The following is a 22945-nucleotide window of genomic DNA, read 5'->3' as shown; positions in this document are numbered from 1 at the left end:
CCTCCCGGCCCGTGGGCGTACGGCGCTCAGCGCCGTGCCACCCACGGGCCGGGGAAGCGGCACGGCCTCATCGTGCCGGGGTGAAGCCGCCCCAGACCGAGAGGGCGCCGCGGGGACCGCCGGCGTCGACGCGGTAGCCGTCGTGCTCGACCTCGCGTGCGCCGGCGGCGTGGTTGTACTGGCCGGCGAAGACATGCTGTCCGGCCGGTACCGTGCGGCCCGGCTTGAGGATCCAGCGGTAGACCACTGCTCCGCCCTCGTTCTGCACGGTGACGGTGAAATCCTCGGCGGGCAGCGTCCGCCAGCTGCCGGTGCTCTGCACTGCGCCGGTCTGCGTGATGCGCAGTTCCACGGTGAGTGCGGTGAGCGGCTGGGTGGACTTGAGGGTGATGTTGCTCTGCGCCCAGAAGCTGTTGCTGTTCGCGCCCAAGGAGCCGGCCGACGACAGAGGCCCGTCCTGGACGTGTGCGCTGCCAGGCCGGGCAGAGCCCGCGGCGCCTGACGCCGAAGGGCTGGGGTCCGTCGGGGACGAACGGTCCGGCGTGGTCGGGCGGCCGGTGGCGGGCGCCGATGGTGTCGGCCGGGGAGTCCCGGACGGCACGGAGGGCGCGGCGGGGGTGGCCGAGACATCCGGCCGGGCCGGCGGCGACTGGACGATGGCGGCGACGGCGAAGCCGCCGACCGCCAGAGTGCCGGCCGCGGCCAGGGAAGCGAGTGCGATCCTGGGCCAGGGCCTCGCGCCCGAAGACTCGCGGTGGCGGACGGGGGCACCGGACATGCCGCGTTCCACGCGTGCCAGGATCCGGGCACGGTCGGGCTGGTGGGCCTCGGCGGCCGCGCGCAGCCGCCTGGTGAGTTCCTCGTTCAACGGCTCCTCCTCCCCGCCAACAGTTCCCCGGCTGCTCCTGTGCTGCCCAGCATCCGTTCCAGCTCGGCCATTCCCTTCGAGGTCTGGCTCTTCACCGTACCGACCGATATTCCGAGCGCCAGAGCGGTGTCCTTCTCGGACAGGTCGAAGGCATGCCGCAGGACCACGCACGACCGCTTCCGGAACGGCAACCGGGCGAGAGCGGTCCGCACGTCCACCACGCCGGCCACGTCCGGACCGTGCAACGGCTCCGCACCGCGGGACCAGAACAGGGCGATCCGGCGGCGCTCGCGCACCGTGCTGCGGATCCGCGACCGTGCCAGGTTGGCGACCACGCCACGGGCGTAGGCGAGCGGGTACTCGGCCTGGCGCAGCCGGTCCCAGCGCTGCCACAGCGCGAGCAGGGCGTCCGCGGCCAGATCGTCGGCGCCGTCCGCCTCGCCCGTCAGGAGACGGGCGAACCGGGCGAGTTCGGCGTAGTGGCGTTCGAAGAAGTCGTGGAACTCCGCGGACGCGTCATCGAGGACCATGTCCGGTGGTCGTCCCCTCCGCAAAATGTGTGCGCTAACATCCGGGCGGCAGCGTACCAGTGCCCGGTTGGCCGGGGCGCGCCGATGCGGCGTGCCCCGGCTCCGCCCCCCGCCGCGGTGAGTCTCAGTGCGCGGCGAACTGGACCCTGGTCGGTTGTGCGACGTTCGGCAGCAGCGCGGTCCCGTCGACCGTCAACTGCTCTCCGTAGATGTCGGTGATCCTCATCGCGCCGCCGCACCCACCGCCGTCGGCGGAGAGGAAGTAGTTGTAGTCGGTACGGGGCAGCTTCCGCCAGCCCTTGCCGGTGCGTACCTCCAGCCGTGCGACCGGATTCCGGTGGTCGATCACCTGGATGCCGCACCAGTGGGCGCTGGACCCGGTCTTGTACCGGAGGGAGAGGGTGTCGGACGTGCGGGGGCTCACCAGGCTCCAGGTGATCGGGATGCGGCCGACCTTGAGCTCGGCCAGTTTCGCGAAGGCCTGTTCGCTGAGGTCCAGTTGTCCGGGCGCGCAGGGGAGCGGGCATTCGTTGGTGATCCGGACCGTGATCGAGGCGCCGTTCGCGGCGCGGACGCGCACGTACGCGCCACAGGCCCTGGACGACTCGTAGTCGGTGGTGTTCATCGCCGCGATCATGAGGTCGTCGCTCGGGCCGAACAGGCAGGCGCCGTTGCCGTCGGCGGCGGCGTAGGCGGTGGCGACGGCCTTGTAGGTGGTCTCGGGCTGGATGCGTCCCGCCGACGGTGCCGGGGTGGACGCCGCCGGTGGGGCCTCCTTAGCCGAAGGCGGTGGCGTCGCCGCGGTGGTCGCTGCGACGGCCGTGCTCGGGGTCGCCGCGGCATGCGAGCTATCCGCCGGGGGCGTGGGGCTCGTCGGGGCCGAGGGCGTGGTTCCCGCCAGGGTGGCGGCGGGGGCGGCCATGTCGGCCGGCGCCCCGGCCCCGGCCTTGGGGCCGGGGAGCATGGCCGTCACCAGGCAGATGAGGACGCCCGCGACGGTCAGTATCACTGCCGTCCCCAGCATCAGCCTGTGTCTACGCCTGCGCTGCCGCGCGGCCTGCCGTGCAGTCTGCATGTCCGTCCGTTCGAAGATCCGAGTCGAGGTGCACTGCCTGGTCGCCGCAGGACGCGAAAAGGTTGCCGACGGTAGGAAGCGGGCGCGCGGCGGGTCGTTCAGGGCGGTCGGGCAGCGGTGTCCCGTATCGGTCCGCTCACTGAGCGAGGGAGTCCGGGAAATGGGCTGGACGGCACAGGCATGACGACCGGAGCGATTCTCCCCGAGCGGGCGCAAGGCGCCGCGCCGGTGCTGCGGCAGCAGGTGCTGGTCCTCTACTTGGCCACCTCGGCGCCGGACTCCCATGTCGTGGGCTGGTCGCGGTACGACGGCACGGGCCGCACCTCGCCGACCACGGGCGACGGCGACGAGCCGCCGTACGAGTCGGGGGTGGCGGCGCTCCGGGCGGGCTGGCGGCTGATCCAGCCGCTCAGCTGATCCCGCCGTACCCGGGTCATGAGTACGACGTCTCCTTCCTCAAGCACGAGTTCTTCTTCGAGCGGATCGTCGACGCGCGAGCGGAGCCGCAGGAGGCGGGCTCCCGGTAGGCGAGTGGTCCCTCCTCCTGCGGGCGGCGGCGCCGAGCCGAGGAGGGGCAGGGTCAGCCTCCGGCCTTGCGCTTGTTGTAGACGTCGAAGCCGACGGCCGCGAGCAGTACCAGGCCCTTGATCACCTGCTGGTAGTCCGTGCCCACGCCGACCAGCGACATGCCGTTGTTCAGTACGCCCAGCACCAGACCGCCGGTGAGCGCGCCGATGACGGTTCCCACACCGCCGCTCGCGGAGGCGCCGCCGATGAAGGCGGCGGCGATCGCCTCCAGCTCGAAGTTGATGCCGGCCTGCGGCGTACCTGCGTTGAGCCGCGCGGCGAAGACCATCCCGGCCAGGGCCGCGAGGACGCCCATGTTCACGAAGGCCAGGAAGACGACCCGCTTGCTCTTCACCCCGGACAGCCTCGCCGCCGCCTCGTTTCCGCCGATGGCGTAGGTGTGCCGGCCGAGGATCGAGTTGCGCATCACGTATCCGAAGCCGACCAGCAGGACGCCGAGGATCAGCAGAACGATCGGCACCCCGTGGTAGCTGGCCAGCAGCAGCGTGAAGGCCACCACGGCCGCGGTGATCGCGCCGAGCTTCACCAGGAACAGACCGGCCGGGAGCGGTTCCAGCCCGTACGAGGCGGCCCGCCGCCGTCCGCGCACCTCCTGCAGGATCGCGACGGCCAGCACCACGAAGCCCAGTAGCAGGGTGAGGTTGTGGTAGTTGGTGTGGGGGCCGACCACGGGGAGGAAGCCGCTGCTGATGTTCTGGAAGCCCTTGGGGAACGGCGCCACCGACTGGCCCTGAAGGAGGATCTGGGTCCCACCGCGGAACAGCAGCATGCCGGCCAGCGTGACGATGAACGAGGGGATCCCGAGATAGGCGATCCAGAACCCTTGCCAGGCTCCGGCGAGAGCCCCGATCAGCAGCGCGGCCACCAGCGCCACGGGCCACGGCGCGTGGTGTTTGACCATCATCACCGCCGCGGCCGCCCCGACGAAGGCGGCGAGCGACCCGACCGACAGGTCGATGTGCCCGGCGATGATCACGATCATCATGCCGATGGCCAGGATGAGGATGTAGCCGTTCTGCTGGATCAGATTGGTGATGTTGAGCGGCTGGAGCAGGATGCCGCCCGTCCAGAACTGGAACAACAGCACGATCAGCGCCAGCGCGAGCAGCATCCCGTACTGGCGCAGGTTGCCGCGCAGCGCTCGGGCCAGTACGGCACCGGCCGACGGTCGTCGGCCGGTCTCCGGTGTGCGGGGCGTGGTGTCTGGGGTGGTCTTGGTCTGGGCCATGCCTCACACCTGCTTGTCGGGGTATGCCGCGCTCATGGTCATGAGCCGCATGAGGGATTCCTGGGTGGCGTCCGCGCGGTTGACCTCACCGGTGATCCGGCCTGCGGCCATGGTGTAGATCCGGTCGCACATGCCCAGGAGTTCGGGGAGTTCGGAGGAGATGACGAGCACCGCCTTGCCCTGGGCGGCGAGTTCGGCGATGACGGTGTAGATCTCCGCCTTGGCGCCGATGTCGATGCCCCGGGTGGGTTCGTCGAGTATCAGCACGTCCGGCTCGGCGAAGATCCACTTGCTGAGGACGACCTTCTGCTGGTTGCCGCCGCTGAGTTTGCCGGTCTCCGCGAACACCGAGGGGGCCTTGATGTTCATGGTCCGCCGGAACGATTCGGCGACCCTCGCCTCCTCGTGCCGGTCGACCCAGCCCCGCCGGGCGACCTTGCCGAGGGCGCTCAGAGAGATGTTCCGGCTGATGTCGTCGCCCAGGTTGAGGCCGAGCTGCTTGCGGTCCTCGGTCACGTATGCGATGCCGTGCCCGATCGCCTCCGGCACCGTCCGGGTACGGATCTCCCGGCCGTCCAGCCGCACCCGGCCGCCGGTCCATCGCCCGTACGAGCGGCCGAAGACGCTCATGGCCAGTTCGGTGCGGCCGGCGCCCATGAGGCCGGCGATGCCGACGATCTCGCCTCGACGGACGTTGAGCGAGACGCCGTCGACCACCTTGCGCCGGTGGTCGATCGGGTGTTGGACGCTCCAGTCCTCGATCTCGAAGGCGACCTCGCCGATCTCGGAGGCGCGCTCGGGGTAGCGGTGTTCCAGGTCGCGGCCGACCATGCCGCGGATGATCCGCTCCTCGGAGATGCCCTCGGGACCGATCGCGATCGTCTCGATGGTCCGCCCGTCGCGCAGGATGGTGACGGCATCGGCGACCCGGGCGATTTCGTTCAGCTTGTGCGAGATGAGGATGCAGGAGATGCCCTGCGCCTTGAGTTCGAGGATCAGGTCGAGCAGCTTGCGGCTGTCCTCGTCGTTCAGGGCGGCCGTCGGCTCGTCCAGGATGAGCAGTTTGACCTTCTTGGCGAGCGCCTTGGCGATCTCGACCAACTGCTGTTTGCCCACGCCGAGATCGGCGATCCTGGTGTGCGGGCTCTCGTCGAGTCCGACCTGCCGGATCAGTGCGGCGGCGTGGGTCAGCGTCTTGTGCCAGCTGATGACGCCCCGGGTGGCGTGCTCGTTGCCGAGGAAGATGTTCTCGGCGATGGACAGGTAGGGCACCAGCGCGAGTTCCTGGTGGATGATCACGATGCCGCGCTGCTCGCTGGCCCGGATGTCCTTGAAGCGGCAGGGCTCGCCCTCGAAGTAGATCTCGCCCTGGTAGCCGCCATGGGGGTGGACCCCGCTGAGTACCTTCATCAGCGTGGACTTGCCGGCGCCGTTCTCACCGCAGACGGCGTGCACCTCACCCGCGGTGACGGTGAGGTTGACTTCGGAGAGGGCCTTCACACCGGGAAACGTCTTGCTGATTGACCGCATCTCGAGAACGGGTCGGGCCATGGTTGTGCATCCGTATCATCGGGGCGGTGCGGCGCCGGGCGGTCCCGTGGGCGTCGCACCGCCGTTTCGTCGTCGCCGGACCCGTCGGTCGGGCTCCGTGGGCTACTTGAGCTGGTCCGCGGTGTACTGGCCGCTGTCCACCAGGACCTTCTGGTAGTTCTCCTTGTCGACGCTGACCGGCTGGAGCAGCTGCGCCGGTACGGTCTTGACGCCGTTGTTGTACTGGCCGGTGTCGTTGACCTCGGGCTTGCCGCCCGTCAGCAGCGCGTCGCCCATCTGGACTGCGGACTTGGCCAGTTGGCGGGTGTCCTTGTAGACGGTCTGGGTCTGCTCGCCCGCGATGATCGACTTCACCGAGGCCAGCTCGCCGTCCTGGCCCGTGACGACGGGAATGGGCTGGCCGGCACCGTAGCCGACGCCCTTGAGCGAGGAGATGATGCCGATCGAGATGCCGTCGTACGGCGAGAGCACGGCGTCGACGCGGGCGGCGGTGTACGACTTGCTCAGCAGGTTGTCCATCCGGGACTGGGCGAGGCCGCCGTCCCAGCGCAGCGTGGCGATCTGGTTGAAGGAGGTCTGGCCGCTCTGCACGACCAGCTTCTTGTCGTCGATGTACGGCTTGAGGACGCTCATCGCACCGTTGAAGAAGAACGTGGCGTTGTTGTCGTCCGGCGAGCCGGCGAACAGCTCGATGTTGAACGGGCCCTTGCCGTCCTTGAGGCCGAGCTTGTCGACGATGTAACTGCCCTGGAGGACGCCGACCTTGTGGTTGTCGAAGGTCGCGTAGTAGTCGACGTTCCCGGTGCCGCGGATCAGCCGGTCGTAGGAGATGACGGGGATGTGGGCGTCGGCGGCCTTCTGCAGCACGTTGGTGAGCGAGGAACCGTCGATGGCGGCGATCACCAGCAGCTTGGCGCCCTTGGTGATCATGTTCTCCACCTGGGAGACCTGGTTCTCCACGACGTTGTCGCCGTACTGGAGATCGGTCTTGTAACCCTTGGCCTGGAACTCCTTGACCATGTTGTTGCCGTCGTTGATCCAGCGCTCCGACGACTTGGTCGGCATCGCGATGCCGACGAGGCCGCCTTTGACCTCCCCGCCGGCCCCACCCTCGCCTGCTCCGTTGGCGCTCTGGCCGCAGGCTGCCAGCGACAGCGTCAGACCCAGGGTGACAAGGCCCGCTGAAAGCTTCCGCACAGTTCCTCCAGTGATGTTCCGCGACCGGCACGGTGCGACCCGGTTGGGAGAAGCCGGAAGCGGTCGAGCGGGGCCGGCCGGGAGTCGTCTCCTCGCACTGTGTGAAGTCCGGGTTCGCGGCGGCTCCGGCCTGGCGATACCTGAGTGTTAACGCTCACAAGTGTGCCGTCAAGGGTCTGTTCGGATCGCCGTTGGGGCAACGAAGTTGCGGGGGATCGCCGTTCTCCGCGATGCGACCGCCCATCGAGCACGTCCGGGGCGGGCTGACCGCAAGCGGCGGCTTCTGCGGCTGGGGTGAGGCGTATCCACGAGTGGACCGGATCTTGGTTCTGGGCACCCGCCAGCCTACCGTCGGCCGTTCGTCTGCTCGAGGACGGGAGTGTGACGGGGTTTCGCGGGGCCCGCCCCGCCCGGCATGTCGGTTCCGTGCCGCACGTCGCGGTCGGATCCAGCAGCCGGCTGAGGGTCCCATGGCTGCGGTGGAGAACAGATCCGGGGCCTGAGGCGGCTACCAGGCACGGTACTTGCTGCTCGGTCTCGGCCGCCGCGGCGTACGCGACCTGGGCGCCCGGGGTTGGTTGCCTGGTCTTACGTTTTTACTGCGGGTTCGGACCGCTCATTCGTAGGACCGCCGGAGCCCAGGGGCTCTGGGTATGGCTCGTTGCCTGTTGCGGTTGGTATGGCTTAGGCAACTTGGCCGCCCGGAGCCCCGCGACGACTCGACCGCCCATGGGGATTCGCGACTCGATCGCCTTGTAAGGCAACCTCGGCGAGGTCGTCTGCGGGAACAGTGTGACGACGAGCCGGCGGAGGGAATCGTGCGCGGGCAGGGTCGCTTGACTTCAGGTGGGCAGTGCCGTGCCGCTACGGGTTGAGGCCGACTTGCTGGGCCTCAACTCCAGCAAATCCCCCTGCGGTTGACCGTCCTGATTCTGCTTCAGTGATCCGACGGATTCTTGCAGAAGATCTTGACAGTCGCTCAGGCCCCTGGTCTCCTGCCTCCAACGCCGATGTGCGAACTGCAAATTGTTAGCGCTAACAATGCTCCGGCGTCCCCCACCACCCCAGGGGCCACACCTTGCCGCCGCTCCGACGCGCCGTGCCCGATCCAGCCGGATCCGCAGGTGCCGAGGACAGGTCGCCCCTGCCTGAACCGCGTGACGGCTCATCCGGTCACAAAGGAGATCTCAATGCGCAGACAGAGTTCCAGCCGCAGACACCTGTCCGCGGTGCTCGCCGCCGCGGTTGCCGCCCTGGCGGCGTTGGCGGCGCTGCTCGTCGCCGGCCCGGCTCAGGCGGCCACCACCAGCGACTTGCGCGGTGTTGCTTCCGGCCGCTGTCTCGATGTGGCGGGCTTCAGTCAGTCCGACGGCGCAAACGTGCACATCTGGGACTGCCACGGTGGAATCAACCAGCAGTGGACGTTGACGGACAGCAGCCAGCTGACCGTGTACGGCAACAAGTGCCTGGATGTCCGGGGCGGCGCCACCACGTCCGGGACCCCGGTGCAGATCTGGACGTGCGACGGCAGTGAGAACCAGCAGTGGCGGGTGAACCCCGACGGGACGATCGTCGGCGTGCGGTCCGGGCTGTGCCTGGAGGTCTCGGGCTGGGGTACGGCCAACGGCACGGGGGTGCAGATCTGGTCGTGCCACGCTGGCACCAACCAGAAGTGGACCGGCCTGTCCGGGGCGAGCAACGCGTGTGCTCTTCCGTCGACCTACCGGTGGACCTCGACGGCTCCGCTGGCGCAGCCGGCGAACGGGCAGCTCGCGCTGAAAGACTTCAGCACCACCACGTACAACGGCAAGCACCTGGTCTACGCGACCACCTCCAGCGGAACGGCGTGGGGCTCGACGGCGTTCAGTCCCTTCACGAACTGGTCGGACATGGGGGCGGCCACCCAGACCGGGATGAACGAGCCCGCGGTGGCGCCCGAACTGTTCTACTTCGCGCCCAAGAACGTCTGGGTGATGGTGTCCCAGTGGAGTCAGTGGCCGCTCTACTACCGCACGTCCAGCGACCCCACCAACCCCAACGGCTGGTCCGCCGCGCAGCCGCTGTTCACCGGCAGCCTGCCCGTGGGACCCGGGGACCGGAGGGACGCCCCGATCGACCCGACCATGATCGCCGATGACCAGAACATGTACCTGTTCTTCGCCGCCGACAACGGCAAGATCTACCGGGCGAGCATGCCGATCGGGAACTTCCCGGGCAACTTCGGCTCCTCGTACACGACGGTCATGAGCGACGCGACGGACCTTCTGTTCGAGGCGCCGGAGGTCTACAAGGTCCAGGGCCGGAACCAGTACCTCATGATCGTTGAGGCGCAGGGTTCGAACCGCTACTTCCGCTCGTTCACCGCCTCCAGCCTGAACGGTCCGTGGACCGTCCAGGCCGGCAGCGAGAGCAGCCCCTTCGCGGGTCAGGCCAACAGCGGTTCCACCTGGGCCAAGGGCGTCAGCCACGGTGACCTGGTCCGCAACAACCCCGATCAGACCATGACCATCGATCCCTGCAACCTGCAGTTCCTCTACCAGGGCCTCCCCACCAACACACCGGAGGGCACCGACTACCTGAAGCTGCCGTACCGGCCGGGTCTGCTCACCCTGCAGCGCTGACCCGCCTGAACCGCGGTGATCGCGATGGGGTGCGGTCCGTCGACGCGTAGACGAGCGGTTTACGGCGTGGGCAACTCCACCTGCTGACCGATGCTCGCCGCACCGAGGAACCCCAGCCGCGCATCGGCTGGGGTTCCTCATCCTGTACCGGCGGCCAAGGCGTAGCGGAGCCGGGCCGTGGAACGCCACGGCCCGGCTCTTGGGTACACCGGCTCAGCGGGCACCGAGGAGGTGTTCGAGGGCGAGCTGGTCCAGGTGCTCGAAGGCCATGCCGTGGCGGGCGGCGGCGTCGACGTCGAATGCTTCGAAGGCGGTCGGGTCGGCCAGCAGCCCGGCCAGGCCGTCCGCGGCGGTGGGGAGGGCCAGTTCGGGCAGCCGGGAGGCGGCGAGCGCGGCCCGGACCTCCGGATCGGTCCGGAAGGCGCGGGCGCGCTCCGCCAGGAGCAGGTAGTTGCGCATGCAGCCGGCCGCCGAAGCCCAGACGCCGGCGGAGTCCTCGGTGCGCGGCGGCTTGAAGTCGAAGTGACGGGGGCCGTCGTAGCCGGCCGACTCCAGCAGGTCGACCAGCCAGAAGGCCTGGCGCAGGTCGCCCGCACCGAAGCGCAGGTCCTGGTCGTACTTGATGCCCGTCTGGCCGTTGAGGTCGATGTGGAACAGCTTGTCGTGCCACAGGGCCTGGGCGATGCCGTGCGGGAAGTTCAGCCCGGCCATCTGCTCGTGGCCGACCTCCGGGTTGAGGCCGACCCGCTCGGGCCGCTCCAGCTCGTTGATGAACGCCAGGGCGTGGCCGATGGTGGGCAGCAGGATGTCGCCGCGCGGCTCGTTGGGCTTGGGTTCGATCGCGAAGCGCAGGTCGTATCCCTGGTTCTCGACGTACTCGCCCAGCAGGTCGAAGGCCTCCTTCAGTCGGTCGAGGGCGGAGCGCACGTCCTTGGCCGCGCCCGACTCCGCGCCTTCGCGGCCGCCCCAGGCGACGTAGACCGAGGCGCCGAGTTCCACGGCCAGGTCGATGTTGCGGATCGTCTTGCGGAGCGCGTACCGGCGTACGTCCCGGTCGTTCGCGGTGAAGGCGCCGTCCTTGAACACCGGGTGGGTGAAGAGGTTGGTGGTGGCCATCGGGACCTTCAGCCCGGCCGTGTCGAGTGCGGTGCGAAAACGCTTGACCGCCTGCTCGCGGGCGGCCTCGCCGGCGCCGAAGGGGATCAGGTCGTCGTCGTGGAACGTGACGCCGTAGGCGCCGAGCCCGGCCAGCCGCTCCACGCTCTCGACCGGGTCGAGGGCGGGTCGGGTGGCGTCGCCGAAGGGGTCCCGGCCCTGCCAGCCGACGGTCCACAGGCCGAAGGTGAACCTGTGCGCGGGGGTGGGGACGAGCGGGTCGCTGGTCATGAGGCGCTCCGGATCTGGGCCGAGGACTATTTGTAATGGCGAAAAACAAATTAGTATGCGGACACGCCAGAAGGAACCCCACCGGAGGAACGCATGTCTGCTCAGCGTGTCGTGATCGGTGTCGACAGCTCGACCCAGGCCACCAAGGCCCTCGCCGTCGACCTGGACACCGGCGCCGTCCTGGGCGAGGGCCGCGCCGCTCACGCCGTCAGCGCGGGCGCCGGACGCGAGAGCGACCCCGAACAGTGGTGGCGGGCGCTCGGCGAGGCCATGACGGGCACCGGCCGGGCCGATCGCGCCGCCGCCTGCTCGATCGCCGGCCAGCAGCACGGCCTGGTCACCCTCGACGCGGCCGGACGGCCGGTGCGCCCGGCACTGCTCTGGAACGACGTCCGCTCCGCCCCGCAGGCCGCCGAACTCGCGGCCGCGTTCGGCGCGGCAGAGCTCGCCCGCCGCACCGGAAGCGTCCCCACGGCCGCCTTCACGGCCGCCAAGTGGGCCTGGCTGCACACGAACGAGCGTGCCGCCGCCGACCGCGTCGCAGCCGTCCGGCTTCCCCACGACTTCCTGACGGAGCGGCTGACCGGTGAGGCGGTGACGGACCGCGGGGACGCGTCGGGAACCGGCTGGTGGGGCCCGGACGGCTACGACCAGGACGTCCTCGGCCGGATCGGCCTCGACCCCGGGCTGCTGCCGCAGGTCCTGGCGCCGGGAGCCCGGGCAGGCGTCGTCCGGGCCGGGATGCCGCTGCGCGAGGGCGCACTGGTGGCGACCGGGACCGGCGACAACATGGCCGCCGCCCTCGGCCTGGGCCTGCCCCCCGGACGTCCGGTGCTGAGCCTCGGTACCTCCGGCACCGTCTATGCCGTCGGCCGGACCCGGCCCGCCGACCCGAGCGGAACCGTCGCCGGCTTCGCCGATGCCCTCGGCGGCTGGCTGCCGCTCGCCTGCACGCTCAACTGCACCCTCGCCGTCGACCGCTTCGCCGCCCTCGTCGGCCGCGACCGCGAGGACGTCGAGAGCGGCGGCACGGTGGTGGTGCTTCCCTACCTGGACGGCGAGCGCACCCCCGACCTCCCGGGCGCTTCCGGCCTGGTCCACGGCCTGCGCCACGACACCACCCCGGGCCGGCTGCTCCAGGCCGCCTACGACGGAGCCGCCCACGCCCTGCTCGCGGCCCTGGACGACGTGCTGCGTGCCGGAGGCGAGAGCCCCGCCCCCGACGAACCACTGCTGCTGATCGGCGGCGGAGCTCGCGGCAGGGCCTGGCAGAGGACGGTCCTACGACTGTCCGGACGAGCGGTCCAGGTGCCCGAAGCCCGGGAACTGGTCGCGCTCGGGGCCGCCGCCCAGGCCGCCGCACTGCTCACCGGTGAGCCCGCCGACGCCGTCGCCCGGCGCTGGCGGACCGCAGAGGGCCGGGTACTGGAGCCCGTACCCCGTGACGACGACACGCTCGAACGGATCACCAGTACGCTGCGGCGGGCGCGGGCCCTGCAGGAGGTCCCGCCGGGAGAACGATAGGAGGGTCGGGTCGATGACGGGGACCGGCAGGGCGAGCGGCGGCATGGAAGTCGAGCCCGCCTCGCAGCAGGGGATGCGCCGGCGGAACCTCGCGGTGGTGATCGGCGTGGTCGCCGCGCACGGACCGCTCTCCCGGGCGGACGTGGCCGGGCACACGGGCCTGACCAGGCCGGCCGTCTCCTCCATGGTCGACGAGCTCATTGGCCGGGGAGCGCTGACCGAGACGGAGACCGCGCCCAGCGGACGGGTCGGCCGTCCCGGACGGGCGCTGGCCCTGAACGACCGGGGTCCCGCGGGCCTCGGCCTGGAGATCGGCGTCACCCATCTCGCCGCGTGCGTCGTGGACCTGCGCGGTGAACCCCGGGTCTGGCGTCGCGTGGAGCGGGCCAACGCGGGCCGGCCGGCCGGAGAGGTGCTGGCGGAGGCCGCCGCGCTGGGCGCCGAAGCGGAGTCCGAGGCCGCGGCCCTCGGCCTGCGCGTCGAGGGACGCGTCCTGGCCGTGCCGGGGGTGGTGCCGAACGAGCCGGGCGGACTGGTCGCGAACGCTCCCAACCTCGGCTGGCAAGCCGTCCGCCCCGCCGACCACTGGCCCGACCCCGATACCGCGCCCGAGCCGGAGAACGAAGCCAACCTCGGGGCGCTGGCCGAGCAGTGGCACCGGGGCAACCCCGCCGAGACCTTCGTACACGTCTCCGCCGAGGCCGGAATCGGCGCCGCACTGGTCATCGGCGGGCAGCTGTTCCGGGGCGCCCGCGGCTTCGCGGGCGAACTCGGGCACCTGCCCGTCCACCCGGAGGGCGCCCCTTGCGCCTGCGGGGCACGCGGCTGCCTGGAGCAGTACGCGGGCGAAGCGGCCGTACTGCGCGAGGCCGGGCTGGGACACGTCGGCGACCCGGTGGCCCTGCTCGCCGAGCGGGCAGCCGCCGGGGACGCCGCGACCCTGCGCGCCCTGGACCGCGCAGGGCGGGCCCTGGGCCTCGCCCTGACCTCGGCGGTGAACCTGATCGACCCGGACGGCCTCGTGCTGGGCGGCGCCTACACCGAACTCGCCGACTGGCTCCTCCCGTCGGTACGCGCCGAACTGGCGGCGAGGGTCACCGTCCGGCCCTGGAACCCGGAGGCGGTACGCCCCTCCGCCCTGGGGCGCCGCGGACCGGTCCTGGGTGCGGCATGGTCGACGGTCCAACAGATCATCGCCGACCCCACCCGCCTGCCCATCCGCTGACTTGTGCTGTGACCGGAAAGGCTCACCGTGCCAGGACGCCCGGCCGGCCCGGCGCCGGGCGTGATCGAACACGTACAGCTGCCCCAGATCGACCCAGCAGTGGAATCTGGGCGCCCGCCCGCACCCGGACATGGGGTCCGGTGCGCACCACGGCTGCTGGAGGACGCCGCCGCGCATGACCGCCACGCGGCCGAGAGACCTGGCCTCGGGTTGATCGTGCGTCACATGCACGGTGGTGACGCCCAGTTCGGCGGTCAGCCGGGAGATCACGGCCCGCAGATGGCCGCGCGGCTTCGAGTCCAGACTCGAAAGCGGCTCGTCCCCCATCCCCGCCAACCCCAGCTCCGGGCGGATCGTTATGAGTCGTTCCATTGCGTTGCGCGACGTCAGCAAGAGCTGCGGGCCGGGACTCCCACGCCGTCGAGCCCTTCTCCCTCACCGTGGAACCCGGGCAGCCCGCAAGGGCCTGCCCGGCCTCTACGCGTCCATCCGTCACCCGCTCTCCCGGAACCCCGGGCGGCGTCGTTACGGGTGACGGCGGGAGGCCCCGGGCTTCGAGCGGTTCACAGCCCCAGTGCCAGCCGGTAGTACGCCTGGTTCCAGCGGAGATCGCGCCGGAACTGCCTCGGGGCGGTGGTCTCGTCGATGAGGGCGAGTTCCAGGCGGAGCATTTCCGCTAGGTCGTCGAGGTGGTCGGAGGTCAGGGCGGTGCTGAGGACGGTGTGGTGCGGTCCTCCGGCCGTCAGCCAGGATTCGGTGGAGGTCCGCAGGTCGGGGCGGGGCCGCCAGACCGCGCGGGCAACGGGCAGGGCGGGCAGCGGGTGAGGGGGCGCCACCACGTCGATGTCGTTGGCGATCAGGCGGAAGCGGTCGCCGAGGTCGGCGAGCCCGACCACCACGGCCGGGCCGGGGGCCGCGTCGAACACCAGGCGCACCGGGTCCTCCCGCCCGCCGATGCCGAGGGGGTGGATCTCGCAGCTGGGCCTGGCGGCGGCGATGGTGGGGCAGACTTCCAGCATGTGCGCACCGAGGATGAGCTCGTTGCCGGGTGTCAGGTCGTAGGTGTAGTCCTCCATGAAAGAGGTGCCGCCCGGGAGGCCGGCGGCAGCCACTTTGAGGGCGCGCAGCAGGACGGCGGTCTTCCAGTCGCCCTCTCCTCCGAAGCCGTACCCCTGGGCCATGAGCCGCTGCACGGCGAGGCCGGGCAGCTGGCGCAGTCCGCCCAGGTCCTCGAAGTTGGTGGTGAAGGCTCCGAAGCCGCCCGTTTCGAGGAAGGTGCGCAGGCCGGCTTCGATGCGGGCCGCGTAACGCAGCGCGTCGTGCCGTTCGCCGCCCGGTCGCAGTTCCGGCGCCAGGTCGTACAGGTCGGCGTACTCCTCGACGAGGGAAGCCACCTCGGTCTCGTCCGCGCCGTCGACGACCTCCACCAGGTCGTTGACGCCGTAGGTGTTGACGGAGACGCCGAAGCGCAGCTGGGCCTCGACCTTGTCGCCCTCGGTGACGGCCACGTCGCGCATGTTGTCGCCGAAGCGGGCGACCTTGAGGGTGGCCAGTTCGGATCTTGCGGCGGCCGCCCGCGCCCAGACCGCGACGCGTGCGCTCGTCATCGGATCGGTGACGTGGCCGGCTACGGTCTTGCGGGGTACGCCGAGACGGGTCTGGATGTGCCCGAACTCGCGGTCTCCGTGGGCGGCTTGGTTGAGGTTCATGAAGTCCATGTCGATGGTGTCCCAGGGCAGGGCCACGTTCGACTGCGTGTGGAGGTGCAGCAACGGCTTGCGTAGCGCGTCCAGTCCGGCGATCCACATCTTGGCCGGCGAGAAGGTGTGCATCCAGGCGATGAGCCCGATGCACCGGTCGTCGGCGTTCGCGTCGAGGCACACCCGGCGGATGGCGTCGGCGTCGGTCAGTACCGGCTTCCACACCACACGCGCGGGAATGCCGGAGGCGTCGGCCAGCGCGGTGGCTATCTGCCGCGACTGTTCGGCGACCTGCTTCAGTGTCTCCTCCCCGTACAGGCCTTGGCTGCCGGTGAGGAACCAGATCTCCTGGGCGGGGAATGTTCGGCTGGGCACATGGACTCCTGAAGGTGACGTCCCGCAGCGCTGGCGAGGGCGGCGCGCGGGTGGGGATTCGGGAACGAAAACGGGGGCGGGGGTCAGCCCGCGGTGTGGGTCGTGTCGCGGATGTGCCTCAGGCGGTGCAGCAGGCCATCAGTGGCGAAGTGGTCGTGCAGGAGCCGGTATTCGGCGAAGAGGGCGTCGTAAGCGTCGGCCCGGGAGGCGTCGGGCAGGTAGACGGCCGGCAGTCGGCGCCCCATGGCGGCGGTGGCCGTCCGTACGTCGCTGTGCGCGCCGGCGGCTACGGCGGCGTGGATGGCCGACCCGAGGGCGGGGCCCTGGTCGGACGCCGCGAGGGAGACGGGGCGGCGCAGCACGTCGGAGTAGATCTGCATCAGCAGTTCGTTCTTGGCCAGTCCGCCGGCGACGATGAACTCGTGGACCGGTACGCCGCCTGCTTCCAGGGTCTCCACGATGACGCGGGTGCCGAACGCGGTGGCTTCGAGCAGTGCGCGGTAGACGTCCTCGGGGCGGGTCGCGAGGGTGAGACCCACGATGACTCCGGAGAGGTGGTGGTCGACGAGGACCGAACGGTTGCCGTTCAGCCAGTCGAGGGCGACCAGTCCGTGTCCGCCGACCGGCTGGCCGGCGGCCTTCCGGGTCAGCAGGGTGTGCAGGTCCTCGCCGCGGTCGGCGGCCTCGGCGAGGTAGTCCGACGGGACGCCTTGGTCCAGTACCCAGGCGAAGATGTCGCCGACCGCGCTCTGGCCGGCCTCGTAGCCGTAGGTTCCCTCGACGATCCCGCCGCCCACGACACCGCAGATGCCGGGGACGTCGGCAAGGACGGGGGCGTTCACGACGTGGCAGGTGGAGGTCCCCATGATGGCGAGCAGTTGTCCGTCCTCGACGGCCTGGGCCGCCGCCGCGGTGACATGGGCGTCGACGTTGCCCGCGGCCACGGCGATGCCGGGGCGCAGCCCTGTCCACGCTGCCGCCACCGTACTGAGCGAGCCCACTCGTGAGCCCAGAGCGGAGAGGGGGAATTCGAGGCGGGTGCGTGCGAAGTCGGCGAACCGGGGGTTCAGCGCGGCCAGGTACTCCTCGCTCGGGTAGGCGCCGTCCTGGTGGATGCCCTTGTATCCGGCGGTGCAGGCGTTGCGGGACTCGGTTCCGGTGAGCTGCCACACGATCCAGTCGGCGGCTTCGATCCACCGCGCGCAGCTTTCGTAGACGAGCGGATCCTCCTCCAGGACCTGGAGCGCCTTCGCGAACTGCCACTCGGCGGAGATCCGGCCGCCGTAGCGGGCGATCCACTTCTCCCCACGGGCGTGGGCGAGTTCGTTGATGCGGTCGGCATGGGACTGGGCGGAGTGGTGCTTCCACAGCTTGGGCCACGCGTGCGGCCGTCCGGCGAGCTCGGTCTCGGCGAGGGGAGTCCCGTCGGCCAGCGTGGGCAGGACGGTGCAGGCGGTGAAGTCGGTGGCGATGCCGATCACCGCGGCGGGATCGATCCCCGCCGCCGCCAGGGCCTGCGGGACGGCGTGACGCAGTACGTCCCGCCAGTCCTGGGGGTGTTGCAGGGCCCAGTCCGGAGGCAGCGGCGCACCGCCGTGCGGCAGGTACCGGTCGATGACGCCGTGCCGGTAGGCGTGGACCGCCGCGGCCAGTTCCTGACCGTCGCGAACCCGCACCACCACGGCGCGGCCCGACAGCGTGCCGAAGTCGACGCCGACCGTGTACTGCTCCGATTCCTCGGAAGGAGGGGTGGGCGCGAGGAGATGGGGTGACGTCAACAGAGTGCCTTTCGAAGGAGCCGTGGGCGGCACGCGGCGCGGCCCGGCAGCCGGAGATGCCGTCCCGACCATCCTGGCGGTCGGCGGAGGATCCGATGAGCTTGCAGTGTGAGCGCTAACAATGTCGATAGGCAAGAGGTCTGCGTGGATCATGTGGGAGGCCCCCTTGGCCCGGCGGCCTTCGCATACGGGGCCTCGCCTTGATGTTTGGTTGATTCGGGGCGGGTTGAGGTCTCCGATTCGAGTAGCGGGGTCGATGGTCGCGCGAACGGACGGAGTCCGCCTTGTTGCCGCACGTGACGCGGTAACGGACAGGTAACGCGTGCAAAGGGGTTGAGAACCCAGCTTGTTAGCGCTCACAATGCGACGGCGCCCCCTCAAGGGCATCCCGCTCCTGTCGCCCCGCCCCCGGCCCCGCCACGCTCCTGACCGCGGGCACAGCCCGGCACCGGCCGTGTGGAGCCTCATCCGTAGCCCCCGAAAGGACACCCGTCATGGCTCGCAGAGCAGCCCTCGTCCTCACCGTCGCCCTTCTCGCCTCCTCGGCGCTGACCGCCTGCTCGACCGAGGGCCCCGCCTCCGCCCCGGCCTCCGGGGCCAAGACGGGCTCCGGCGGCACGATCACCATGGGCTTCGCCCAGGTCGGCGCCGAGAGCGGTTGGCGTACCGCCAACACCAAGTCCGTCCAGGAGGCGGCGAAGAAGGCCGGGATCGAACTCAAGTTCTCCGACGCGCAGCAGAAGCAGGAGAACCAGATCAAGGCGATCCGCACCTTCATCCAGCAGAAGGTCGATGTGATCGCCTTCTCGCCGGTCGTGGAGTCCGGCTGGGACACGGTGCTCAAGGAGGCCAAGGACGCGGGCATCCCGGTCATCCTCACCGACCGGGCCGTGGACACCAAGGACACCTCCCTCTACAAGACCTTCCTGGGCTCGGACTTCGTCAAGGAGGGCAAGTCCGCGGGCGAGTGGCTGACCGGCGCGTACGCGAACGAACAGGGCCCGGTCAACATCGTCGAGCTCCAGGGCACCACGGGCTCAGCACCCGCCAACGACCGCAAGGCCGGCTTCGCCGATGCCATCCGTGCCGACGGCAAGTTCAAGATCGTCGCTTCGCAGACGGGCGACTTCACCCGCGCCAAGGGCAAGGAGGTCATGCAGGCGTTCCTGAAGTCCCAGAAGGACATCGACGTCCTCTACGCCCACAACGACGACATGGCCCTCGGCGCCATCCAGGCCATCGAGGAGTCCGGCAAGAAGCCCGGTACGGACATCAAGGTGATCTCGGTGGACGGAATCAAGGACGCCTTCGTCGCCATGACCGAGGGCAAGATCAACGTCGTGGTGGAGTGCAACCCGATGCTCGGCGACCAGCTGATGGAGCTGGCCAAGAAGGTCGTGGCGGGGGAGAGCGTGCCGACCCGGGTCGAGACCCAGGAGGGCGTCTTCCCGCAGGACAAGGCCGCGGCCGCCCTGCCGTCCCGGAACTACTGACGCGACAGGTTTTGGTGCCGGAGGAGGCCCGGCTCCGGTGCCTCCTTCACCCTCCGGAGCCCGCTCCACCACCCCACACATGAGAGGAGGGCGGATGACGCATCCGTCCACCCCGCCGGCCACGGGCGCCGGCGGCCCGCGGCCGGTCCTGGAAGCCCACGACATCCGCAAGCGGTTCCCGGGCGTGCTCGCCCTCGACGGAGTCGCCCTGCGGCTCTTCCCCGGTGAGGTGCACGCCCTGATGGGCGAGAACGGCGCCGGGAAGTCCACCTTGATCAAGGTGCTCACCGGTGTCCACCCCGCCGACGGCGGCGCCATCCTCGTGGACGGCCGGCCCCACGCGTTCACGGACCCCCTCCAGGCGCAACAGGCCGGAATCAGCACCGTTTATCAGGAGGTCAACCTCTGCCCGAACATCTCGGTGGCCGAGAACATCCTCATCGGGCGCGAACCGCGCCGGTTCGGTCTCATCCACTGGTCCGCGATGCGGCAGCGGGCGGCAGAGCTGCTGACGGAACTCGACCTCGATCTGGACGTCACCAGTCTGCTCGATTCGCACTCCCTGGCGGTGCAGCAACTGGTCGCCATCGTCCGGGCGGTGGACGTCTCGGCGAAGGTGCTCGTGCTGGACGAACCCACCTCCAGCCTGGATCGCGAGGAGGTCGCCCAGCTCTTCGCGTTGGTACGGCGCCTGCGGGACCGCGGTGTGGCCATCCTGTTCGTCACGCACTTCCTCGACCAGGTATTCGATCTCTGCGACCGCGTCACCATCCTGCGCAACGGCCGGCTGGAAGGCGAGTACCCGATCGGGGAACTCACGCCGGTGACGCTGGTACAGCGCATGATCGGCGGAGAACTGGCCACCCTCGACCAGCTGTCCGGCCGTGCCCACGAGGAAGCGGCCGAGCGGGCGGCCGGCGAGCCGTTCCTCCAGGCGCGACAGCTGACCCGTACGGGCTCGATCGAACCGTACGACCTCGACATCCATCCCGGCGAGGTCATCGGACTGGCCGGCCTCCTGGGCTCGGGCCGCACCGAGGTGGCGCGCCTCCTGTTCGGCGCGGACAGCGCGGACGCCGGAGAAGTGAGCATCGAGGGCGAGAAGGTGGTCCTGCGCAGCCCCCGCCACGCCATCGCCCGGGGCATCGCGTTCTGTTCCGAGAACCGCAAGTCCGAGGGACTGGTGGGCGAGCTCACGGTCCGCGAGAACATCGTCCTCGCCCTGCAGGCCGCCCGCGGCTGGACCAGGCCGCTGGCCCGTGCGAAACAGGACGAACTGGCGCGGCACTGGACAGAGGCCCTGGACATCCGCCCCGCCGACCCCGAAGCGCAGGTGCGCCACCTCAGCGGAGGCAACCAGCAGAAGGTCCTCCTCGCCCGCTGGCTGCTGACCGCACCCCGGCTCCTGATCCTCGACGAACCCACCCGGGGCATCGACATCGGGGCCAAGGCGGAGATCCAGAAACTCGTGGCCCGCCTGGCGGGCGAAGGCACCGCCGTGCTGTTCATCTCGGCGGAACTCGAAGAGGTCCTGCGCCTGAGCCACCGCATCGCCGTGCTCCGCGACCACCGCATGGTGGCCACCCTCGCGAACGACGACACCGTCACGCCCGAACGCCTCCTCACGACCATCGCCACCGGAACGGACTCATGACCACCCAGCCCGCCAAGTCCGAGGCGGCCGCCGCGATCGGGAGACGGCTGGCCGGCCACCGCCTGCTGTGGCCCGCGCTCATCCTGCTCGCCCTGCTCCTCGGCAACCTCGCGTTCCACCACGACTTCTTCTCCGTCCGCGTGCGCGACGGCCACCTCTACGGCAGCCTCATCGACATCCTCCAGTTCGGTGCGCCACTCATCCTGGTGGCGCTCGGCATGACCCTGGTCATCGCCACCCGCGGGATCGACCTCTCGGTGGGTTCCACCGTCGCCATCGCCGGCGCCCTCGCCTGCGGGCACATCTCCACCGCCGCGCATCCCGGCAGCGTCGCCACCCTGCTCACGGCCGTCGCCCTCGCGCTCGGCGTCGCCCTCGTACTGGGCCTGGCCAACGGCTTCCTGGTGTCCGGGCTGGGCGTGCAGCCCATCGTGGCCACCTTGATCCTCATGGTCGCGGGCCGCGGCGTCGCCCAGCTGATCACGGGCGGTCAGATCGTCACGGTGACCAGCGCCCCCTACAAAATGATCGGCGGGGGCTACTGGCTGACCTTCCCGTTCGCCGTCCTCCTTGCGGCAGCCCTCGTCGCGCTCACCGCCCTCGTCACCCGCCGCAGCGCACTCGGCATGCTGATCGAGTCCGTCGGCGGCAACCCCGCCGCGAGCCGCCTGGTCGGCATCCGGGCAGGCGGTCTCCTCGCCCTGGTCTACGTCTTCAGCGCGCTGTGCGCGGCCGTCGCCGGGTTGATGATCAGCTCCAACGTCTCCAGCGCCGACGGCAACAACGCCGGCCTGTGGATCGAACTCGACGCGATCCTCGCCGTCGTCGTCGGCGGCACCGCACTGACCGGAGGACGCTTCTCCCTCGGCGGCACCGTCCTGGGCGCCCTGATCATCCAGACCCTCTCCACCACCGTCTACACCCTCGGCGTCCCACCCGAGACCACCCTCGTCTTCAAGGCCTTCGTCGTCATCGTCGTCTGCCTCGTGCAGTCCCCGGTCTTCCGGTCCAAGGTCCTGCGCCGCCGCGGGGCGGCCACTCCCCGATCCCACACCCCGGCGGGCGCCGCCCCGCAGCAGCAGGAGGTACGCGCATGAGTACCGGCATCGCGAGCGTCGCCGCGCACCTCACCCGCCCCTTCGCGACCGTGTCCCCGCGCACCCGCACCCGTATCCCACTGATCGTCACAGCCGTCCTGCTGGCCGTCATGTTCAGCGTCGGATCGGTGCGCTACGAGGGCTTCCTCTCCGCGCAAGTCGTACTGAACCTGCTGATCGACAACGGATTCCTCCTGGTCGTCGCGGTCGGGGCGACCTTCGTCATCCTCACCGGCGGCATCGATCTGTCCGTCGGCTCCATGGTGGCCCTGTCGACCATGCTCACCGCCTGGCTGGTCGAGTCGCACGGCTGGCCCCTGGCCACCGTCATCCCCCTGGTCCTGCTCGTCGGCGCCGGGAGCGGGACGCTCATGGGCTGGATCATCCACACCTTCGAGATCCAGCCGTTCATCGTCACCCTGGCCGGCATGTTCCTCGCCCGCGGGCTCTGCTACACGATCAGCACCGAATCCATCACGATCAGCGACCCCACGACGGCGGGAATCGCGCAGACCCGGCTGTACGGCCCGGGAGGACTGTTCGTCTCGATCCCGGTGGTCATCGCCCTGGCCGTGCTGGTGATCGCCTTCGTCGTCCTGCACCACACGCGCTTCGGCCGCAACGTGTACGCGCTGGGCGGCAACGAGTCCTCCGCTCGGCTGATGGGTCTTCCGACGGGCTCCACCAAGATCGCCGCATACGCCGTCAGCGGCCTGTGCTCCGCACTCGGCGGCCTGCTGCTGACCTTTTACATGCTCTCCGGCTACGCCCTCCACGCCATGGGCATGGAACTCGACGCGATCGCAGCCACCGTGATCGGCGGCACGCTGCTGACCGGCGGTTCCGGCTTCGTCCTGGGCACCGCCCTCGGCGTGCTCGTCCTCGGCATGATCCAGACGGTCGTCAACTTCCAGGGCACGCTCAGCTCCTGGTGGACCCGGATCGTCATCGGTGCCCTGCTGCTCGTGTTCATCGTGCTGCAACGCCTGATGAGCGGCCGCCGCCCCGCCGCCGACTGACTCCGGCTCCGCAGCCCACCCGCCCGTGCCACCGCG

16 protein-coding genes and 2 pseudogenes are annotated in these 22945 nt (G+C 70.2%); 8 read left to right on the top strand and 10 right to left on the bottom strand.

The window, feature by feature from the left end:
* Nucleotides 1-67: 67 nt before the first annotated feature.
* The 3 genes from DRB96_RS05680 to DRB96_RS05670 form a co-directional block, all read right to left on the bottom strand.
* Complete coding sequence (locus DRB96_RS05680; protein WP_112447287.1) at nucleotides 68-868, bottom strand: hypothetical protein; 801 nt, start codon at nucleotides 866-868, stop codon at nucleotides 68-70.
* Entirely contained in the window at nucleotides 865-1398 is a 534-nt protein-coding gene (locus DRB96_RS05675; protein WP_112447285.1) for a SigE family RNA polymerase sigma factor, read from the bottom strand. The genes DRB96_RS05680 and DRB96_RS05675 overlap by 4 nt, the downstream gene beginning before the upstream one ends.
* Before the next feature lie 124 nt (nucleotides 1399-1522).
* A complete protein-coding gene (locus DRB96_RS05670; protein ID WP_239516014.1) occupies nucleotides 1523-2422 on the bottom strand; it encodes an expansin EXLX1 family cellulose-binding protein in 900 nt (299 codons plus the stop codon).
* A 231-nt stretch (nucleotides 2423-2653) separates the two neighbouring features.
* Between DRB96_RS05670 and DRB96_RS05665 the strand changes: the two are divergent.
* A pseudogene (locus tag DRB96_RS05665) lies at nucleotides 2654-3000 on the top strand (hypothetical protein).
* Between the two features lie 53 nt (nucleotides 3001-3053).
* On the opposite strand, the gene mmsB reads toward DRB96_RS05665, so the two are convergent.
* The 3 genes from mmsB to chvE form a co-directional block, all read right to left on the bottom strand.
* Nucleotides 3054-4289: a multiple monosaccharide ABC transporter permease gene (mmsB, locus tag DRB96_RS05660; protein ID WP_239516015.1), complete on the bottom strand. Its 1236-nt coding sequence runs from the start codon at nucleotides 4287-4289 to the stop codon at nucleotides 3054-3056.
* Between the two features lie 3 nt (nucleotides 4290-4292).
* Nucleotides 4293-5840 carry a multiple monosaccharide ABC transporter ATP-binding protein gene (mmsA, locus tag DRB96_RS05655; protein WP_112447280.1) on the bottom strand — a complete coding sequence of 516 codons (1548 nt, stop codon included), beginning with the start codon at nucleotides 5838-5840 and terminating at the stop codon, nucleotides 4293-4295.
* Between the two features lie 102 nt (nucleotides 5841-5942).
* A complete protein-coding gene (chvE, locus tag DRB96_RS05650) occupies nucleotides 5943-7037 on the bottom strand; it encodes a multiple monosaccharide ABC transporter substrate-binding protein (protein WP_112447277.1) in 1095 nt (364 codons plus the stop codon).
* 1190 nt (nucleotides 7038-8227) lie between these two features.
* Between chvE and DRB96_RS05645 the strand changes: the two genes are divergently transcribed.
* Complete coding sequence (locus DRB96_RS05645; protein WP_112447275.1) at nucleotides 8228-9658, top strand: non-reducing end alpha-L-arabinofuranosidase family hydrolase; 1431 nt, start codon at nucleotides 8228-8230, stop codon at nucleotides 9656-9658.
* Nucleotides 9659-9871: 213 nt separating this feature from the next.
* Here the strand turns inward: DRB96_RS05645 and xylA are convergent, their stop codons facing one another.
* On the bottom strand, nucleotides 9872-11044 hold the full coding sequence (gene xylA, locus DRB96_RS05640; RefSeq protein ID WP_112447273.1) for a xylose isomerase: 1173 nt from the start codon (nucleotides 11042-11044) through the stop codon (nucleotides 9872-9874).
* A 93-nt stretch (nucleotides 11045-11137) separates the two neighbouring features.
* Here xylA and xylB point away from each other — a divergent pair, with 93 nt between their 5' ends.
* Together xylB and DRB96_RS05630 are read left to right on the top strand one after the other, a co-directional pair.
* On the top strand, nucleotides 11138-12568 hold the full coding sequence (gene xylB, locus DRB96_RS05635) for a xylulokinase (protein ID WP_112447271.1): 1431 nt from the start codon (nucleotides 11138-11140) through the stop codon (nucleotides 12566-12568).
* Nucleotides 12569-12581: 13 nt separating this feature from the next.
* On the top strand, nucleotides 12582-13793 hold the full coding sequence (locus DRB96_RS05630; RefSeq protein ID WP_112447269.1) for an ROK family protein: 1212 nt from the start codon (nucleotides 12582-12584) through the stop codon (nucleotides 13791-13793).
* A gap of 153 nt (nucleotides 13794-13946) precedes the next feature.
* Here the strand turns inward: DRB96_RS05630 and DRB96_RS44285 are convergent.
* The 3 genes and pseudogenes from DRB96_RS44285 to araB form a co-directional block, all read right to left on the bottom strand.
* Nucleotides 13947-14174: pseudogene (locus DRB96_RS44285) on the bottom strand (sugar ABC transporter ATP-binding protein); the annotation flags it as partial.
* 182 nt (nucleotides 14175-14356) lie between these two features.
* A complete protein-coding gene (gene araA / locus DRB96_RS05620) occupies nucleotides 14357-15868 on the bottom strand; it encodes an L-arabinose isomerase (protein ID WP_112447267.1) in 1512 nt (503 codons plus the stop codon).
* 83 nt (nucleotides 15869-15951) lie between these two features.
* A complete protein-coding gene (gene araB, locus DRB96_RS05615; RefSeq protein WP_112447265.1) occupies nucleotides 15952-17646 on the bottom strand; it encodes a ribulokinase in 1695 nt (564 codons plus the stop codon).
* Between the two features lie 494 nt (nucleotides 17647-18140).
* On the opposite strand from araB, the gene DRB96_RS05610 reads away from it, so the two are divergent.
* From DRB96_RS05610 to yjfF, 4 genes are all read left to right on the top strand, one after another.
* Nucleotides 18141-19139: an ABC transporter substrate-binding protein gene (locus DRB96_RS05610; protein ID WP_112447263.1), complete on the top strand. Its 999-nt coding sequence runs from the start codon at nucleotides 18141-18143 to the stop codon at nucleotides 19137-19139.
* A gap of 94 nt (nucleotides 19140-19233) precedes the next feature.
* On the top strand, nucleotides 19234-20793 hold the full coding sequence (locus DRB96_RS05605; protein WP_112447257.1) for a sugar ABC transporter ATP-binding protein: 1560 nt from the start codon (nucleotides 19234-19236) through the stop codon (nucleotides 20791-20793).
* Nucleotides 20790-21890: an ABC transporter permease gene (locus tag DRB96_RS05600; RefSeq protein WP_112447256.1), complete on the top strand. Its 1101-nt coding sequence runs from the start codon at nucleotides 20790-20792 to the stop codon at nucleotides 21888-21890. The genes DRB96_RS05605 and DRB96_RS05600 overlap by 4 nt, the downstream gene beginning before the upstream one ends.
* Nucleotides 21887-22909 (top strand): galactofuranose ABC transporter, permease protein YjfF, encoded by a 1023-nt coding sequence (gene yjfF / locus DRB96_RS05595; protein ID WP_204357650.1) that lies wholly within the window; start codon nucleotides 21887-21889, stop codon nucleotides 22907-22909. Before DRB96_RS05600 ends, yjfF begins: the two co-directional genes overlap by 4 nt.
* Nucleotides 22910-22945: the final 36 nt, after the last annotated feature.

Source organism: Streptomyces sp. ICC1 (genome assembly GCF_003287935.1).
GTDB classification, from domain to species: Bacteria; Actinomycetota; Actinomycetes; order Streptomycetales; family Streptomycetaceae; genus Streptomyces; species Streptomyces tritrimontium.
The sequence above is the reverse complement of the archived record's forward strand: the minus strand, read 5'-3'. Positions and strand labels throughout refer to the sequence as shown.

Bases quoted from the DNA above. Each gene is read 5' to 3' on its own strand.
- yjfF (WP_204357650.1), top strand. From the start codon at position 21,887: ATGAGTACCGGCATCGCGAGCGTCGCCGCGCACCTCACCCGCCCCTTC.
- DRB96_RS05600 (WP_112447256.1), top strand. From the start codon at position 20,790: ATGACCACCCAGCCCGCCAAGTCCGAGGCGGCCGCCGCGATCGGGAGA.
- xylA (WP_112447273.1), bottom strand. From the start codon at position 11,044: ATGACCAGCGACCCGCTCGTCCCCACCCCCGCGCACAGGTTCACCTTC.
- DRB96_RS05605 (WP_112447257.1), top strand. From the start codon at position 19,234: ATGACGCATCCGTCCACCCCGCCGGCCACGGGCGCCGGCGGCCCGCGG.
- mmsA (WP_112447280.1), bottom strand. From the start codon at position 5,840: ATGGCCCGACCCGTTCTCGAGATGCGGTCAATCAGCAAGACGTTTCCC.
- DRB96_RS05645 (WP_112447275.1), top strand. From the start codon at position 8,228: ATGCGCAGACAGAGTTCCAGCCGCAGACACCTGTCCGCGGTGCTCGCC.
- DRB96_RS05675 (WP_112447285.1), bottom strand. From the start codon at position 1,398: ATGGTCCTCGATGACGCGTCCGCGGAGTTCCACGACTTCTTCGAACGC.
- DRB96_RS05630 (WP_112447269.1), top strand. From the start codon at position 12,582: ATGACGGGGACCGGCAGGGCGAGCGGCGGCATGGAAGTCGAGCCCGCC.
- mmsB (WP_239516015.1), bottom strand. From the start codon at position 4,289: ATGGCCCAGACCAAGACCACCCCAGACACCACGCCCCGCACACCGGAG.
- xylB (WP_112447271.1), top strand. From the start codon at position 11,138: ATGTCTGCTCAGCGTGTCGTGATCGGTGTCGACAGCTCGACCCAGGCC.
- DRB96_RS05610 (WP_112447263.1), top strand. From the start codon at position 18,141: ATGGCTCGCAGAGCAGCCCTCGTCCTCACCGTCGCCCTTCTCGCCTCC.
- DRB96_RS05670 (WP_239516014.1), bottom strand. From the start codon at position 2,422: ATGCTGGGGACGGCAGTGATACTGACCGTCGCGGGCGTCCTCATCTGC.